The sequence below is a fragment of the Acinetobacter sp. SwsAc2 genome (assembly GCF_013391465.1).
GTDB lineage: Bacteria > Pseudomonadota > Gammaproteobacteria > Pseudomonadales > Moraxellaceae > Acinetobacter > Acinetobacter johnsonii.
Genome location: NZ_JACBEZ010000038.1, coordinates 1 through 15,431, shown reverse-complemented (window position 1 = coordinate 15,431; position 15,431 = coordinate 1). Strand labels below are relative to the sequence as shown.

General features: G+C 43.1%; 12 protein-coding genes. 3 read left to right on the top strand and 9 right to left on the bottom strand.

From position 1 onward, the window contains the following. Nucleotides 1–153: 153 nt before the first annotated feature. From rapA to HYI04_RS14185, 6 genes are all read right to left on the bottom strand, one after another. The gene (gene rapA, locus HYI04_RS14210; RefSeq protein ID WP_058869470.1) at nucleotides 154–2,991 is read right to left on the bottom strand and encodes an RNA polymerase-associated protein RapA; all 2,838 of its coding nucleotides are present in this window, start codon (nucleotides 2,989–2,991) and stop codon (nucleotides 154–156) included. Between the two features lie 136 nt (nucleotides 2,992–3,127). Continuing rightward, entirely contained in the window at nucleotides 3,128–3,772 is a 645-nt protein-coding gene (locus HYI04_RS14205) for an RluA family pseudouridine synthase (RefSeq protein ID WP_010326546.1), read from the bottom strand. 173 nt (nucleotides 3,773–3,945) lie between these two features. Then, nucleotides 3,946–5,061: an ABC transporter permease gene (locus HYI04_RS14200; protein ID WP_029575002.1), complete on the bottom strand. Its 1,116-nt coding sequence runs from the start codon at nucleotides 5,059–5,061 to the stop codon at nucleotides 3,946–3,948. Between the two features lie 19 nt (nucleotides 5,062–5,080). Continuing rightward, complete coding sequence (locus HYI04_RS14195) at nucleotides 5,081–6,211, bottom strand: ABC transporter permease (protein WP_058952063.1); 1,131 nt, start codon at nucleotides 6,209–6,211, stop codon at nucleotides 5,081–5,083. 10 nt (nucleotides 6,212–6,221) lie between these two features. Beyond that, nucleotides 6,222–8,033 (bottom strand): ATP-binding cassette domain-containing protein, encoded by a 1,812-nt coding sequence (locus HYI04_RS14190; protein ID WP_178896315.1) that lies wholly within the window; start codon nucleotides 8,031–8,033, stop codon nucleotides 6,222–6,224. Nucleotides 8,034–8,050: 17 nt separating this feature from the next. After that, the gene (locus tag HYI04_RS14185) at nucleotides 8,051–9,073 is read right to left on the bottom strand and encodes an HlyD family efflux transporter periplasmic adaptor subunit (protein ID WP_178896314.1); all 1,023 of its coding nucleotides are present in this window, start codon (nucleotides 9,071–9,073) and stop codon (nucleotides 8,051–8,053) included. Between the two features lie 110 nt (nucleotides 9,074–9,183). Between HYI04_RS14185 and HYI04_RS14180 the strand changes: the two genes are divergently transcribed. Beyond that, complete coding sequence (locus HYI04_RS14180; RefSeq protein ID WP_178896313.1) at nucleotides 9,184–9,819, top strand: CerR family C-terminal domain-containing protein; 636 nt, start codon at nucleotides 9,184–9,186, stop codon at nucleotides 9,817–9,819. On the opposite strand, the gene HYI04_RS14175 is transcribed toward HYI04_RS14180, so the two are convergent. Both HYI04_RS14175 and HYI04_RS14170 read right to left on the bottom strand, forming a co-directional pair. Continuing rightward, nucleotides 9,810–11,564 (bottom strand): amidohydrolase, encoded by a 1,755-nt coding sequence (locus HYI04_RS14175; protein WP_178896312.1) that lies wholly within the window; start codon nucleotides 11,562–11,564, stop codon nucleotides 9,810–9,812. The genes HYI04_RS14180 and HYI04_RS14175 overlap by 10 nt on opposite strands. Before the next feature lie 153 nt (nucleotides 11,565–11,717). Then, a complete protein-coding gene (locus HYI04_RS14170; RefSeq protein ID WP_178896311.1) occupies nucleotides 11,718–12,602 on the bottom strand; it encodes a LysR family transcriptional regulator in 885 nt (294 codons plus the stop codon). 108 nt (nucleotides 12,603–12,710) lie between these two features. Here HYI04_RS14170 and HYI04_RS14165 point away from each other — a divergent pair, with 108 nt between their 5' ends. Both HYI04_RS14165 and HYI04_RS14160 read left to right on the top strand, forming a co-directional pair. Further along, complete coding sequence (locus tag HYI04_RS14165) at nucleotides 12,711–13,286, top strand: chromate transporter (RefSeq protein WP_178896310.1); 576 nt, start codon at nucleotides 12,711–12,713, stop codon at nucleotides 13,284–13,286. Continuing rightward, the gene (locus HYI04_RS14160) at nucleotides 13,283–13,798 is read left to right on the top strand and encodes a chromate transporter (protein WP_148826244.1); all 516 of its coding nucleotides are present in this window, start codon (nucleotides 13,283–13,285) and stop codon (nucleotides 13,796–13,798) included. The genes HYI04_RS14165 and HYI04_RS14160 overlap by 4 nt, the downstream gene beginning before the upstream one ends. Before the next feature lie 147 nt (nucleotides 13,799–13,945). Here the strand turns inward: HYI04_RS14160 and HYI04_RS14155 are convergent, their stop codons facing one another. Then, a complete protein-coding gene (locus HYI04_RS14155) occupies nucleotides 13,946–15,319 on the bottom strand; it encodes an efflux transporter outer membrane subunit (RefSeq protein WP_178896309.1) in 1,374 nt (457 codons plus the stop codon). Nucleotides 15,320–15,431: the final 112 nt, after the last annotated feature.

Here is a 15,431-nt window from a genome sequence, read left to right as displayed (position 1 = left end):
TGTTCGATACATTAGAGTTTTAATGGCGAAAATTCTAGCATAAGCAAGCGCTTAAAATTTCAATGAATTACTTTTCAAATACAACTTAGACATCCCTTTTTTAAGGATCCATTAAAAAAGCACCCAAAGGTGCTTTTCATACAGCAATTCCAATTATGGTTTAACCACAACCATCACTTGAATTGCTTCTGGTGTAACCGATAGGCCATCTAGCAAACCAAGACCTTCTTTTTGCAGTTTTTGTAGACGTGAAATTTCGTCTTCACGAATACTCGGATTAAACTGCTTTAAGTAAGTCAGACGGTCAATTTCGTATTGCCACTTACTGCCGTAGACTTCTTTCGCCTGTTGCACAAAGCTCGGTAAAGCCGCACGTGCAAGCTCTAATGCTTGTACATAACGCTGTTCAATCACTTCACGGCGTGCTTTCACGACTTGGCGACAGCTATTACCATCCAAATGATGTAAATATGGTTTTAAGATTTCAGGCGCAATTTTCTGCGACAGGTCTTGACCCTTTTCACTCAACAAAACGCGAACCAGCTGCTGCGGTAAGCTTGAAGGCAAATTCAATGCTTTCGGTGCAACCACATCGACCTTAAACCACACTTCTAACAACACCGAACCTTGTGGTAAAGCAGCTGACTTCAACACTGCAACGTTGGTACTACCAAAACCTTGAGTGTTGATCATTTCCATCACACTTTCAGTAAATGGATGTTCAAGGGTTAAATACTGAGCATCTTCACGTATCTGAGCTTGATCGCGGTAGAAGGTTGCAGTCATGCCTTCTTCGTCCAAGGTTAAACCTTGAACTTGCATTTGATCGGTTGGTTTAATGATGACTGTACCATTGCTTTGCTCGTCAAAATCAATGTTTGTCGACGCCATAAAACGCTTCATAAACATTGGCAAAGTGGTGTTGTCATCATAAGACTCAAGCGCTTGCACAATTTCTTGCGCCACAATTGGACGACAAGAGTTGTATTCAAGCAAACGGTCGCGACCTGATTGTAACTCTGCTTCTAAGGCTTCACGTTGTACGCTGACCGCTTCGAGTAAGTCATCAAACTGCTGACCTTGATCTGTCAGTAAACAATCTTTCAATTCAACAATAAAGTTTTCTTGTAAAGTTTGAGCAGTTGGCGAGATATTACTGAAAATATTCAAGGCTTCGTTATACCAACGGAACATACGTTCTTGCGCTGTACCAATTAGATACGGCACATGAATTTGAATCCGGTTTTCTTGACCAATACGGTCTAAACGACCAATACGTTGTTCAAGTACATCTGGGTTTGCAGGCAAGTCAAATAAAATCAAATCTGATGCAAACTGGAAGTTACGACCTTCAGAACCAATTTCAGAGCACAGTAAAATTTGTGCACCATAAGATTCTTCAGCAAAGTAGGCCGACGCTTGGTCACGCTCAAGTAAACTCATGCCTTCATGGAACATAGCGGTACGAATACCCGCATGTAAACGGAGTACATTTTCAAGCGCTTCAACTACTGGACCACTACGTGCAATCAACAACACTTTTTTGTGTTTTAAATCTGTACGTAGTTTTTCCATGAGCCACATGACACGCGGGTCAGCTTCCATCCATGCACCGTCAAGCTGCGCTTCTTCTGGCCACATTTGTTCACGTAATTTACCATCTTTAGACCAGTTTTCTGGTGCAGGCAAAGGTGCAGGTTGACAGTCACGACCTGGGAAGCCTTGAATGGCCTCACGGGTGTTACGGAACAAAATACGCCCTGTACCATGACGGTCTAAAAGCTCATGAATGGCACGGAAACGTTGTTCGGGTGCATCTTCAATGCGATGCCCTAGCAAACCTTCCAATGCAGCCAAATGCCCTTCTTCAAGTGGCATATCTGACATCAGTACTTCAGCAATTTTTGCAGTTTGTTGATACTGGGTTTCTTCATCCAAGAAACGATCCAGTGAACTAAAACGCTGTGGGTCAAGTAAACGTAAACGCGCAAAGTGACTTTCCACACCCAGCTGTTCTGGAGTTGCCGTTAACAGTAAAACACCTGGTGTTTTTTCTGCTAACTCTTCGATCAAGTCATAGCGGTCATTACCACCGTCTTCTTCATTCCACATCAAGTGATGCGCTTCATCGACCACTAACAGATCGAAACCAGCTTCTAGGGCTTGTTCACGCAAGTCATCATGATCAATCATCAAATCGATTGACGCAATAATGCATTGTTCAGTCAGGAATGGATTCAGTTCAGGGTCATGTTCTTTGATTGAAGCCGTACGGGTTAAATCAAATAATGAGAAGTTCAAATTGAAACGACGACGCATTTCAATCATCCACTGATATTGCAGTGAATCGGGTACCAAAATTAGGATGCGTTCTGAACGGCCCGTTTTAAGCTGTTGATGGATGATTAATCCAGCTTCAATGGTTTTACCTAAGCCCACTTCATCGGCTAAAAGGACACGGGGAGCAAAACGCTGACCCACTTCGTGTGCAATATACAACTGATGAGGAATCAAACCGACACGTGAACCGACCATGCCACGTAAAGGGCTCGACTTCATATTGGCTTGCATCAGCATTGCTTCAATACGTAAGTCGTACCATTCTTTATAGTCAATTTGGCTTGCCAATAAGCGATCAAGCGGTTTAGACAGCTGAATTTGAGCGCCAATGCGAGTCTCATTCAGTGATTTACGTTCTTCCGTACTATCTTCTAAGCGACGAACAACATTATAACGCACCACACCATGACGGTCTTCATGTGATTCAACCGTCCACTTGGTGCCTTCTTGATCTTGTAATTCATCGTTCACGTTAAAAATGATACGTGATAAAGGTGCATTATTCCGTGCATATACACGTGTTTCATCACTTTTAGGGAATAAGATGCTGACAGATCGCTCATCTACATCAATAAGAACTCCTAGACCGAGTTCCGTTTCAGTATCTGATAACCAACGTTGACCAATAGCAAACTGCTGCAATTTTTCCACCTTCATCTACAAGTTAGGACTGCAAATTTAATGCTCAAACATTGTTTGATATTTGAGCAAAATTATACACCTTTAAGCAATATATTTTGACATAAAGCTCACTAAAAAAGTGAGCAAATTTGATGATTCCACGTACTTAAAATGGTACTGGACAAATAAATTCGATACGTTCATTGGTTTGGGGATGATGAAAACTCAAACGCTCTGCGTGTAAACACAAACGCGGCATCAAATCTTGCTGGTCAGGCGCAGCATAGAGCGTATCTCCCACGATAGGATGACCTAAAAACTGCATATGTACACGAAGTTGATGTGAACGCCCTGTAATGGGGGTGAGCGCCACACGAGTCACGGGCTGACCCTGTATTTCAAAATGTTCAATGGCTTTCCACTCCGTCAAAGCAGGCTTGTTATGACTGGGCTCTGCAATATGTAACGGTGGACGGGATGGATCATAAATCACAGGCACATCAACAGTGCCCTGACCATCTAAATGACCAGCCACAATCGCTTGATATGTTTTATCGGTTTGACGTTCTTGAAACTGACGAGAAATGGATTTTTGCCCCCAACGGCTGAGACCAAAAACCAAGATACCTGAGGTATCGCGATCAAGACGGTGGATCAGTAGTGTTTTAGGTTCTAGTTTGACTAAACGATTGATCATACAATCTTGTAAGTCTTCTGTCTTCCCCGGAACGGTGAGTATACCTGCAGGCTTATGGATGACCATAAAGTCTTCATCTCGATGAATCAGGTGTTCGGTTAGAAAATTACTCAAGGTTCCATTCCAAGCTGATCGCGAAAACAAGCGGGCAATAATAAAAAGCTTAAGCCAGAAATACAATGCAAAAATCGTTTTTTTTAATCATGAACCGATATTGATTGCATTATTTAACGTCAAATGCCTGATCACAGTCTGTATCGATAAGCGATACATAAAGATACACTCTATTATGACAAACGATTTCGAAATAACCACGCAGCCAAAGGCAAAGTAATTATGGCTAATATCAACATCGGTACAAAGTCCCATTTCACTTGCGCAAAACTCGCACCTTCCAAATACACCCGTTGTACCAAGTCTATGCCAAAGCGTAGCGGGTTGGCATAAGTCAGCCAATTCAACACTTTTGGCATATTTTGTACAGGAGTTAGTAAACCAGATAAAAGTGTCAAAGGCATGATCAAAAAGAAAGTATACAGCATGGCTTGTTGCATATTCAGTGCAATTGCTGAAATCGACAGTCCCACACCCACAACGGCAATATTAAAGGCAAATAATCCAAAATAAAGTAAGGTCAAGGAGCCATTCATCGGGATCTGAAACCAGAACAGAATAATCGCTAAAATAATGGAAGATTGAATAACTCCAATAATAATCGGCGGAATGGCCTTACCAATCATAATCTGCGTCGGGGTATAGGGTGTAACTAAGAGCTGATCAAAAGTCCCTTGTTCACGCTCGCGTGCTACTGAAAGTGCCGAAAGTAACAGTGTCTGCATCATACTTAAAGTTGCAATCAGAGATGGCATGATGCCCCATCTCGACTCGACATTCGGGTTATACCATGTCCGCGCTTGTACCGTAATCGCTAAGCTAGTTCCCAATCGTTCTTGATTGACCTGCCCCACCACACTACTGATGTAGGAGCCCGCCATACTTGCAGTCGATGAGTTTCTCCCATCTAGAATCACTTGAATCGGCGAAGACTCTTGATTATTTAGCTTATCCTCAAAATCAGCAGGAATGGTGATGACCGCCAAGGCTGTTCGATCATTAATCACCTGTTGGATTTGTTGATTATTTTGCAAATCTGCTGTTCGTTTAAAAATTCCTGAACCATCTAAATGCGCTAAAACTTGTTGTGAGCTTTGGCTTCGGCTTTGATCCAGCACGGCATAATCAACATGATTCACATCATAACTTGCGGCATAACCAAACAAGACCGCTTGGATAAATACAGGCGCGATTAAGGTCACCCGATTGGCTGGATCGACTAAAATAGCTAAAAACTCTTTTCGAATCAGTACCCAAAGATAACGAAACCAGCGCATTAACGTTGCCATAACACCATTTTTCCTTTCGTTAGCCCAAGCGCTTTTTCAGTGTACGCGCGGTCATTGCTGTGAATAGCACGATATAAATCAATAAAATGCCACACTCTTTGAGCCACAAAGACCAATCATCACCACCGAGTAATAGAGTTTTAATCAAAGTCATATAGTGCGTTGCAGGTAAAACATTGCTGACGATTTGCACAATTAGCGGTAGGTTTCGTGTGTCGAACACAAAACCTGAAAGCATCAAAGCGGGCATGAAGCTGGCAAGCAGTGCCATCTGACTGGCTTGAAACTGACTTTTTGATAGGCCTGAAATCATCAGCCCCAACAGTAACGACACCATTAAATATAAAAAAGAAGCGCTCATGACAGAGAGCAGTGATGCGCGAATGGGTACATCAAACAGAACATGTGCTGCAACTAAGCACATCACAATATCAATCATCCCAATCACGATATAGGGCGCCAGTTTTGAAAGTACAATTTCTAGAGGACGTACGGGCGTAACATATAATGCTTCTAAAGTGCCACGCTCGCGCTCACGTGCAATCAGCAAACCTGTTAAAAATGCTCCGACCAAGCTCAAAATCAAGACAATTAAACCCGGTACTAAAAACCACGTACTATTTGCGGACTCGTTAAACCACATACGTTGTTCAACCGTGATGACGCTACCCACCGAAGCTGCATTTGTTCGGTCTGCTTGTATCAAACTGGCGGTATTGAGCGCACTGGTAATATAGCCCTGCAAGGCCGAAGCAATACTGGTCGAACGGCCATTGGTAATGACCTGAACAACACCCTCTCCATTTGTATATTGCTCCGCAAAGTTGCTGGGTATATTGACGATGGCATCAATTTCAGCCTTGCCTATTGCGGCTTCAGCTTGGCTAAAGCTTGGATAGTGCTTGACGGTAATGTATTTAGAGCCGTTTAAGCCACTCATCAGTTGCTGACTCTGTGGCGTGGGCTGTTGCTCCACAACCCCAACTCGTCCGTTGGTTAAGTCGAAAGACAGCCCATAACCAAACAGCAAAATTAAAATAATCGGTAGAATGAAACCGATCGCCATACTACTTTTATCACGAAGCAGCTGTTTGGATTCTTTACGTGTCAAGGCAAACAGTCGTGTCCAGAAAGCTGAGAAATGATTCATCTGACGCTCCTCAGTGAGCCTGCATGTCCGCACGGGACTGTTCAACGATGGCAATAAAAGCGCTATTCATATCGTTTACACCCTCTAATTGTGCCATCCCACGAATCTGTTGAGGTGTGCCAATCGCCAACAATTTCCCTGCATCTTGAATCGCAATCCGATCACAATATTCAGCTTCTTCCATAAAGTGTGTGGTCACAATAATGGTTATGCCTTGGTTCGCTAGCTCTCCAATGGTGTACCAAAAAGAGCGCCTTGCTAACGGATCAATACCACTGGTCGGTTCATCTAAAAATACAATTTCAGGCTGATGTAACAGTGCTGCTGCCATCGACAAACGCAGTTTAAAACCATTTGGTAGATCACCGCTTTTTGCGTATGGCTTAAGTTCAAATTGGAGCAACGCTTTATCAATTTGCTGCTTTAACTGTTTGCCCGATAAGCCATAAGCGCCACCAAAGAATTTTAAATTATCCAACACGCTCAAATTGCCATACAGGGCAAACTTCTGCGATACATAACCAATTTTTGCCCTTGCCTGCGCACGAGCTGTACGTAAATTCATGCCTGCCACTTCCAACACACCACTGCTGGCGGGCAGTAAGCCACAGAGCATACGAAACGTCGTGGTCTTACCTGCACCATTAGGGCCAAGTAAACCAAAAATTTCGCCTCGATACACATCAAACGAGGTACTGGCCACGGCGGTAAAATCACCAAAGGTGCGTACCAAATCCTTCACCACAATCACAGGTTTTTCAAGCTGCTGTTTTACACTCTGCTCTGTTTTCACTTGTGGTGGATCAGAGTTTTCTATCAAAGTTATTGAAGGGTCTAAAGCTAAATTTTCCTGTGCCAATACCATTTTTTGAGTATGCTTCGCCACATGTAAAAGCAACATAAATGCATCTTCTAATTCTGCTGGCCTCTGTTCCGCAACAAGGCCTTTGGGTAACAGATCTGTAGGAAGTGTTGAGCTTTCAGTTCGCGTAATAAAACGCACTACATCTCCTTTGGGCACTGTATCGGCAATATAATATTGATTATCAAGTAAATGTGCTTGTAACACCCGCGCCTTCATGTCAGGTCTGGGTTTTACTTGCCATGTTTGTCCCTGTGCCTGAGCCGTCAGCTCGTCGGGTGTACCTTGCTTTAAGACTTGCCCATCCAACATGACATAAACCTGATGACAGCGTTCAGCTTCATCCATATACGCAGTACTGAGGATGACACTTAAGTTCTCCTCCCTCACCAACTGTTCAATGATGATCCACAAATCACGGCGTGAGAGTGGATCGACACCGACACTTGGCTCATCCAACAGCAATAGTTCAGGTGAACGGACTAAAGTGCAGGCCAAACCTAACTTCTGCTTCATGCCTCCAGAGAGTTTTCCTGCGGGACGTTCAGTAAAGCGCGCCAAGTCGGTAATCTTGAGCAAACGTGCAAAACGTTCCTTGCGAACGTCCATTGGCACGCCATGCAAATCCGCATACAAGTCTAAATTTTCTTGAATACTGAGGTCTTCGTACAAACCAAACTTTTGCGGCATGTAGCTGATACGATCTTGCACAGATTGTGGATCTTTGGCGACATCCATTCCTAAGACTTTTAAGCTTCCAGTGGTTGGCTTATATAAACCTGCGATCAATCTTAAAAATGTGGTTTTACCAGCACCATCAGGCCCGACCAAAGCTGTCAGTTGTCCTGTTTTGATCTGCATATTTATGCCTTGCAAAGCCTGCACATCATCTAAACCTTTTTGTTCTGCTTTAAAGGTTTTGTTTAAATCCGTGGCAATTACAATGCTCTCTACTGACATCGACATACTCCCCTGCCCTAAGGATTGTTCGTGGCAGTTGGACGCGATGATTTGGCTATGTGCACCGTCACAGGTTGTCCCATCTTCAGTTGGTCATTCGGGTCATCGACATAAATACGGACTTCATAAACCAAAGTTGTGCGAATATCTTCGGTCTGTACCGTTTTCGGGCTAAATTCTGCGACAGGTGAGATATAACCAATTTTTCCTGTGATGGGCTGATTCGGTTGTGAGTCACGAATGACTTGTGCTGCTGCGCCCATGTTGATATGCCCAAGATCCATTTCACTTGCATAAACACGCACCCATTTAGGATGGATCAGGGCAATGGTATAGACGGACTTGTTTGAAGTCGTCATGTCACCAACTTCTTGTAAACGTGCACGAATTACGCCATTCACAGGTGCCAGCAGCTTACTTTGAGTAATTTGATAATCAATCAAATCAAGATTGGCCTTGGTCGATTCATATTGTGCTTTAGCCGCTTCACGATCTTCTGTGCGCGCACCTTTCAAAAGTAGCTCTAGGTTGGCTTTGGTTTCACCTACAGCCGCTTCCGCCATTTTCATATTGCTTTTTGCAGCATCAACCTCTTGCTTACTCACCGCTTGACCCGCAGTACTCCGATTTAAGACATTTAAACGTTGGTATTGTTTATCGGCATTTTCAAATTGGGCTTGGGCAGACTGTACTTTCGCTTTCGCTTGGGTAATCTCTTCAGGTCGATTGCCCGCAGCTTGTTCATTTAAGGTTTGCTGTTGAACTTGTAACTGCGCTTGGGCTTGCTGTGCTTGTATAGTAAGCGAGTCAGTATTCAGTTCTGCAAGAACCTGACCTTTTTGAACGCGATCACCTTCTTGAACAGCCAAGCTTTGAATACGTCCAGCCGTTTCAAATGCCAGCGAGACTTGTCGAATATCGACATTGCCATATAACACCAGATGATCGGGATCGGCTTTGTCTCGACTGAACCACAACAATGCAGCCGCTACTGCAATGAGCAACACCCCAACCAACAGTATGAACTTACTTTTGTTCATGTACACCAAACCTTCGCTTAGTTTTAATACAAGTTTAAATTTAATTTAAACTATAACAATTCAATTAAGAAAGATATACTTCAAGTCTAAATTTTGATGCAGAGTAAATAATGTCTAGAGCTGGACGTAGTGATGGTGATTTAACCAAATCGAAAATTTTGGATGCTGCTGGCCGCCTAATTGCTCAGGATGGTTTTGCAAAAACCACGAGTAAAGCAATTGCCAAGCTGGCCGAAGTCGATTTGGCTGCCATTAACTATCACTTCGATGGTCGTGATGGCTTATATCGTGCCGTACTTGCCGAAGCACATACGCATTATATTGATGAACAAGAACTCTTGACCTTGCTTAACAGCTCTAAAACGCCCACTGAAAAACTAGAAGCTTTTTTTGAAAGCCTAATCGGCAAACTGGTTGAAACCGATGTCTGGCATAGCAAAGTGTTTGTTCGTGAACTTTTTTCACCGACCACCCACCTATACACGTTTATGCAAAATGATGGTGCGCGAAAGTTTCTTTTGGTCAAAAAAATTATTAGCCAAGTTTCAGGTATTGATGAAAATCACCCTGCACTTTTGCCTTGTGTACTCAGCACAGTTGCACCCTGTATGATGCTGATTTTGGCAGATGCAAATGGTCCAAGCCCAGTTAAAAATGTCTCCAAGCTTGAACCTGCGCTTTTGGTCAAACATCTCATGACCTTTTCAGTCGCAGGTTTACAAGCCGCTAAACAACTTTATCTTTGATAAACCAACTGTCCTTGCTTATAGGTTGCAAGAACTTTGATGTCTTTGATCTTAGACGGATCAATTGTGATTGGATTGTCACTTAAAACAACAAAGTCACCGTATTTCCCAGTACTTAATGTGCCTTTGATGTCTTCTTCGAAATACTGATATGCAGCCCAGTCCGTCATCGTTTTAAGTGCGATATACGGGCTGACTTTTTGTGCCTCACCCAAAACTTTGCCTGTTCGCGTGGTGCGATTAACCGTTGCATCCAACACCATCATGCTTTTCGGTGGGATAACAGAAGCATCGTGATGCTCGGTGAAAATCATGCCTTTTCTTAAAGCTGAACCCGTCGGTGAGATGTGTTCAGCACGCTTTTCACCTAAGGTTTGTGCTACATGCCAGTCGCCCCAGTAGTAGGTATGCAAAGAAAAAAATGAGGGAATCAAATGAAGCTGTTTCGCCCGATCCAGTTGATCCTCTCGCATAGTTTGCGCATGAATAATCACATCTCGTCGCTGTGAGGCATCATATTTCTTTTGCGCATTGGTAATCACATTAAGGTATTGATCAATCGCGGCATCGCCATTGGCATGTGCTAAAATGGGCCAATGCTGTCTGAAAGCCAAATCAATCATGTGCTGGACCGTTTTTTGCTCTGGAAATGCAGGATAGCCAAGATAGTTCTTATCTTTCCCTTCAGGTGGAACCACATAAGGTTCGGTTAACCATGCAGTTTTGCCTTGAGGTGAACCATCTAAGCTAATTTTCACGCCACCAATTCTAAAGTGATTGACATAGTTTTTGCTTACACCTTTTTCAAGCATATACGCCTGTTCTGAACTGATATCAGGATAAGAGACGACATCAATTGCTAATTTGTTTTGATTAGCCAAACTACGCCAAAGTTCTGAAGTACCACGATCAGCTCGTCCTTCTTGTACCGTGGTGTAACCATTTTTCATATAGGTCTGTACCGCAGTCAACGCCATCTGCTGCATCATTTCAGGTGGGACCGTTTTAAACGCCTGTAGCATGGCCTCAATCACAACACTTTCTTCCAGTACACCATTTGGAATATTTGTCCCAACTACGCGTCGAATCACACCACCACTGGGGTTTCTACTTTTTTCATTAATGCCTAAAAACTCTAGCGCTTTGTGATTCACAGAGGCCAAATGTCCAGACTGATGCAAAATCAGCACCGGTTGAGTCGTTGAAATCTGATCTAAATCTGTGGCTGTCGGATGGGTTTTCTCTTGTAGCTGGGCATCATCATAACCATTGCCAATAATCCAGCCAGAAGTCGCTTGGACAAAAGTTGGATTTTGCTTCGCCCACGCCTTCATTTCTTGGATAAGTGTGGCAATACTCACCACCTTGCCATCTGGCGGCGGATATAAATTTGCCACAGTTTGCTGCATACCGACAGAGTTTAAATGACTATGTGCATCGATGATGCCAGGGATGACGGTCTTGTTATTCAAGTTCAAGCGTTTAGCTTGTGGCGCAAGTTTTTCAGCCTCAGACAATGTGCCTGTATAACGGATCTTTCCGTCTTGAATTAACATGGCATCGACATAACTGGGCTGCATGCCTTGCATGGTTAAAATCGGGCCACCATAGACCAATAAGGCATTTTGCGTCTGTTGTTGTATATTTGAAACTGTACTAGATGGACTGGGTGTACAACCACCCATCAGTACCACAGAGGAAGAAAGTAGAGCCGTAAGTACAAAAGAAACTTTATTAAAAAGCATGGGTTAAACACCTCATATTGCTAAATATTATATTTTGCTCCGTACGAGCATTCGTTATAGGTATAAAACTTTAATACAACACATGATCACTCTACCTTAGCACCATAATTCAGCATTTGTAACACCCAATTAAAGTGAATAATATTCAATGGCTTATTGCAATAATTTTAAAATGTGCTGTAAACGGATATGATCTATATTTTCTTTATACACTGCATAAATCGGTGCAATACATGGATTGTTCGCCTTGAGTGCTTTATAAACAATCTGTTTATTCCAAAAGTCACGGATGGCTTCAGGCACGATAGATAAGCCAATTCCGGCAGCAATCAAATTCAAGCTCGAAGTTAAACGTGGTGCTTCTTGTACAATTTTGGGGCTAAATCCAGCTTGGTAGCAACTGGCCAAAATATTATCGAATAAATCTTGCCCCGCTAAACGTCGGTACAGCACAAAATCATGCGGTTCAAGATCCAGCAAATGAATCGGTTCGGCTTGTTCCGCCAAAGGATGATTGTTGGGTAAAGCCACAATGAGTGGTTCATCTAATACATGTAGGCTGGTTAAACCGAGGCCAATGGGTGCAGGTTTGCGTAAGAACACAATGTCATTTTTTTCATTACTAATGGAGTCTATCAACGAGCTACTGCCATCTTCCTCCAGATGAATTGAAACACGTGGAAAAGTTTCCCGAAAGTTCCGCAGCAAAGCCGGCAAAAATGGATGTAAACCAACCGAATTGGTAAAGCCAATATTAATCTGACCTTCGACCCCCAAAGAAATATCCTGCACACGTTTAGGAATTAACTGCGCATGCGCCAATATCGCAAGGGCTTCTTTGTACAAAACCTTGCCTGCTTCTGTTACCTCAACACCACGCGGCAAACGCTTTAGCAGTTGTGTACTCAACTCTTCTTCCAAGCTTTTGATCATCCGTGTCAACGGTGGTTGTTGCATATTCAAACGAACAGCAGCATGCGAAATATTACTTTCTTCTACCACTGCAACAAATGCTCTGAGTTTATGGATATCAATCATGTCTGCCCCATCAAACATACTTTTTCAGTATATATAACGTCAAAAATAGCATTTTTCAATATATCTCTACAGGTTCATACTGGGCACATTCCACAAAAGGCGAAAGACATGAACACTGAAGTGCTCCCTGCTGAACAAATAACCCATCCAACTTCACGGGAACTATTTGCAGGCTTTATGAAGCTGGGACTCATGGGCTTTGGTGGCGTACTGCCACTTGCACACCAAATGGTTGTAGAAGACCAAAAATGGCTCAACACGGAAGAGTTCACGCACTTATTGGGTGTCTGTCAAATCCTCCCTGGAGGAAACATCATTAATATGGCCGTTGCGATTGGTTATGAGTTTCAGGGGGTTAAAGGTGCGATTAGTGCAGTTCTCGGGTTGATTTTTGCACCGACGGTGATTGTGATTTTGCTGTATCAGCTCTATACCCAATTTCAAAGTATCCCCATCATTCAGCACATGATACAGGGACTAGCAGCAGCGGCAGCAGGTTTACTATTTGCGATGGGGTTAAAAATGTTGAAACCCATTCTGAAAAGTTACCTCACGATCTTTACCATTGCGCTGACCATCGTCTTTATGCTGATCATTAAAATTCCCTTGGCATTAACGTTACTGGTTTTAGTAGGCATCAATGTCGCAGTCTTAAGCTTGAAAAAAAGAGGAAAAAACGCATGATTTTAATCACCTTAGCCATCGTTTTTACCCAGCTTTCTATACTGGCCTTTGGTGGCGGCAATGCCATTTTGCCTGAAATGCAACATCAAGTGGTTGAAGTGCATCGTTGGCTTACTGCCACAGAGTTCAGCACCATGTTTGCCATGGCGCAAGCGGCTCCGGGCCCCAATATGATGATTGTGCCACTGGTCGGCTGGCATGTGGCTGGACCTGCTGGACTGTTTGTGACTTCACTGGCGAAGTTTGGGCCATCTTCTGTACTGACTATATTTGCACTCAAGTTTTGGAATCAGTTTAAGGATCATCCGCTACGTAGCATGTTTGAAAAAGCATTGAAACCAATTACTGTCGGCTTGGTTTTGGTTAGTGCCTATATTATTGCCGCAGCATCTGCTCAGAACTGGTTACTTATCGCGATCGTTATCGTGGCGACGGGGTTAAGTTTAGTGAAAAAAATTCATCCACTGTGGGTCATGCTTTTTGGAGCAATGTCAGGCGCACTGTTTTTATAAACAGTGTGTCCTTAAAGTGACTGTCCAACACTAAATACTCTCTATTCTATTGTTACTTTTAAATAAATAGTATCAGCCTTACATCTGGTGCCTAACATGTAAGGTTTAATTTCGTTTGAGCCAATAACCATGTGAAAAACCAAGGCGTTAGGAAATATTTCCACCCATAGCAGTGATTAATTGCGCTGTATTTTTTAATTGGATTTGTTGCAACTCTAATGTGCTCTGTTCAGCTTGTAGCCTTAAATTCTGCGCTGTGACCACTTCCAAATAACTGACCAAACCCGCGTTATAACGTTGCATCACCACTTGTTCATTTTCTTTAGTTAGTTGCAGTAACTGAGCTTGCTCCAGTTGTTGTTGTTTCAAACTTGAAGTTTGCATTAAGGCATCATCGACTTCCTTCCAGCCCGTAAGTACAGCTTGCTTATAGGCTGCTAATTTTTCATCATAACTTGCCTGCGCTTGGGCAATTTCAGTTTGCCGTTTTCCACCATCAAAAATAACCGAAGCCGCTTCTAGTCCCGTAGACCATAAATATGCAGGGGCTTGGAACAACTGACCCAACACTTGACTATTTAAACTCGCATTAAGACCAATATTAATATCTGGCAACCATGCCGTTTGTGCTAAACCCAACTGTGCATGTGTACTCGCAAGCTCCCGCTCTGCACGAATCACATCAGGACGTTGCATGAGTAAGCGACTTGGTAACTGTGCAGGTACAGTAGGAATACTCAAACCTTGCTGACGTTTCACCAGTTGAAACTGAACCACACTTTTACCCTGTAAGACCGCCAGCACATTTTCCTGTAAATTACGTTCACGCTGCATTTCAATCTGCTGTATTTGCACTTGTTTCAACTGCGTTTCTGCCTGTATAACATCTGCCCGCGCAATCATCCCTGCTGTATATTGGTTTTTTAAAATTTGCACTGAACGCACGTAACTTTTTTGGGTTTGCTGCAATACATCAAGTTGCGCATCCAAAACACGAATGTTCCAATAAGCCTCAGTCGCCAATAACTGTTGATTCAGTTTCACTGCGGCTAAGTCCGCCTGCACCGCTTCTAAATTTGCCTGTTGTCCCTTTATCGCTTTCGCCACACGTCCCCAAACATCAGGAATCCAGCTGGCCTGAACCCCAGTACTAAACTGACTATTTGGAGAGGTATGCTTTGCGCCATTACGCTTGGCAGCACTTTCTAAGCTTAGACTGGCAGAACGACTGGCTTTTTGCTGCTCAAGTAAAGCATTGGCTTGTCTATAACGTGCCTCGGCCTGTTTCAAATTTAAGTTTTCTGCATTTAACTGTTGCAGCAGTTGGACTAAAACGGGGTCTTCATAAATTTTCCACCATGCGACTGTCGCTCCTTTTAAGCCTGCGGTTTCTGTCCAATTGAGCGCAGCATATTTATATTGCTCATCCGTGTGAATCAGCGGTGTTTTATATTCGGGAGGACGTATGACAGCTGTAGAACTACACGCAGTTAACAACAACACACAACGGCTTTGTTGCACAAACCTATCTCTAAAGGCTTATTCCACAATATAATTCTCAAATGAATAAGCCCACACCTAAAATCTATCGTACAACCAATTGGTCTTCTTATAACAGTGCATTAATAAATCG

Excerpts from the sequence above, each read along its gene's own strand:
- HYI04_RS14200 (WP_029575002.1), bottom strand. The coding sequence starts at position 5,061 with ATGGCAACGTTAATGCGCTGGTTTCGTTATCTTTGGGTACTGATTCGA.
- HYI04_RS14195 (WP_058952063.1), bottom strand. The coding sequence starts at position 6,211 with ATGAATCATTTCTCAGCTTTCTGGACACGACTGTTTGCCTTGACACGT.
- HYI04_RS14190 (WP_178896315.1), bottom strand. The coding sequence starts at position 8,033 with ATGTCAGTAGAGAGCATTGTAATTGCCACGGATTTAAACAAAACCTTT.
- HYI04_RS14185 (WP_178896314.1), bottom strand. The coding sequence starts at position 9,073 with ATGAACAAAAGTAAGTTCATACTGTTGGTTGGGGTGTTGCTCATTGCA.
- HYI04_RS14180 (WP_178896313.1), top strand. The coding sequence starts at position 9,184 with ATGTCTAGAGCTGGACGTAGTGATGGTGATTTAACCAAATCGAAAATT.
- HYI04_RS14175 (WP_178896312.1), bottom strand. The coding sequence starts at position 11,564 with ATGCTTTTTAATAAAGTTTCTTTTGTACTTACGGCTCTACTTTCTTCC.
- HYI04_RS14170 (WP_178896311.1), bottom strand. The coding sequence starts at position 12,602 with ATGATTGATATCCATAAACTCAGAGCATTTGTTGCAGTGGTAGAAGAA.
- HYI04_RS14165 (WP_178896310.1), top strand. The coding sequence starts at position 12,711 with ATGAACACTGAAGTGCTCCCTGCTGAACAAATAACCCATCCAACTTCA.
- HYI04_RS14160 (WP_148826244.1), top strand. The coding sequence starts at position 13,283 with ATGATTTTAATCACCTTAGCCATCGTTTTTACCCAGCTTTCTATACTG.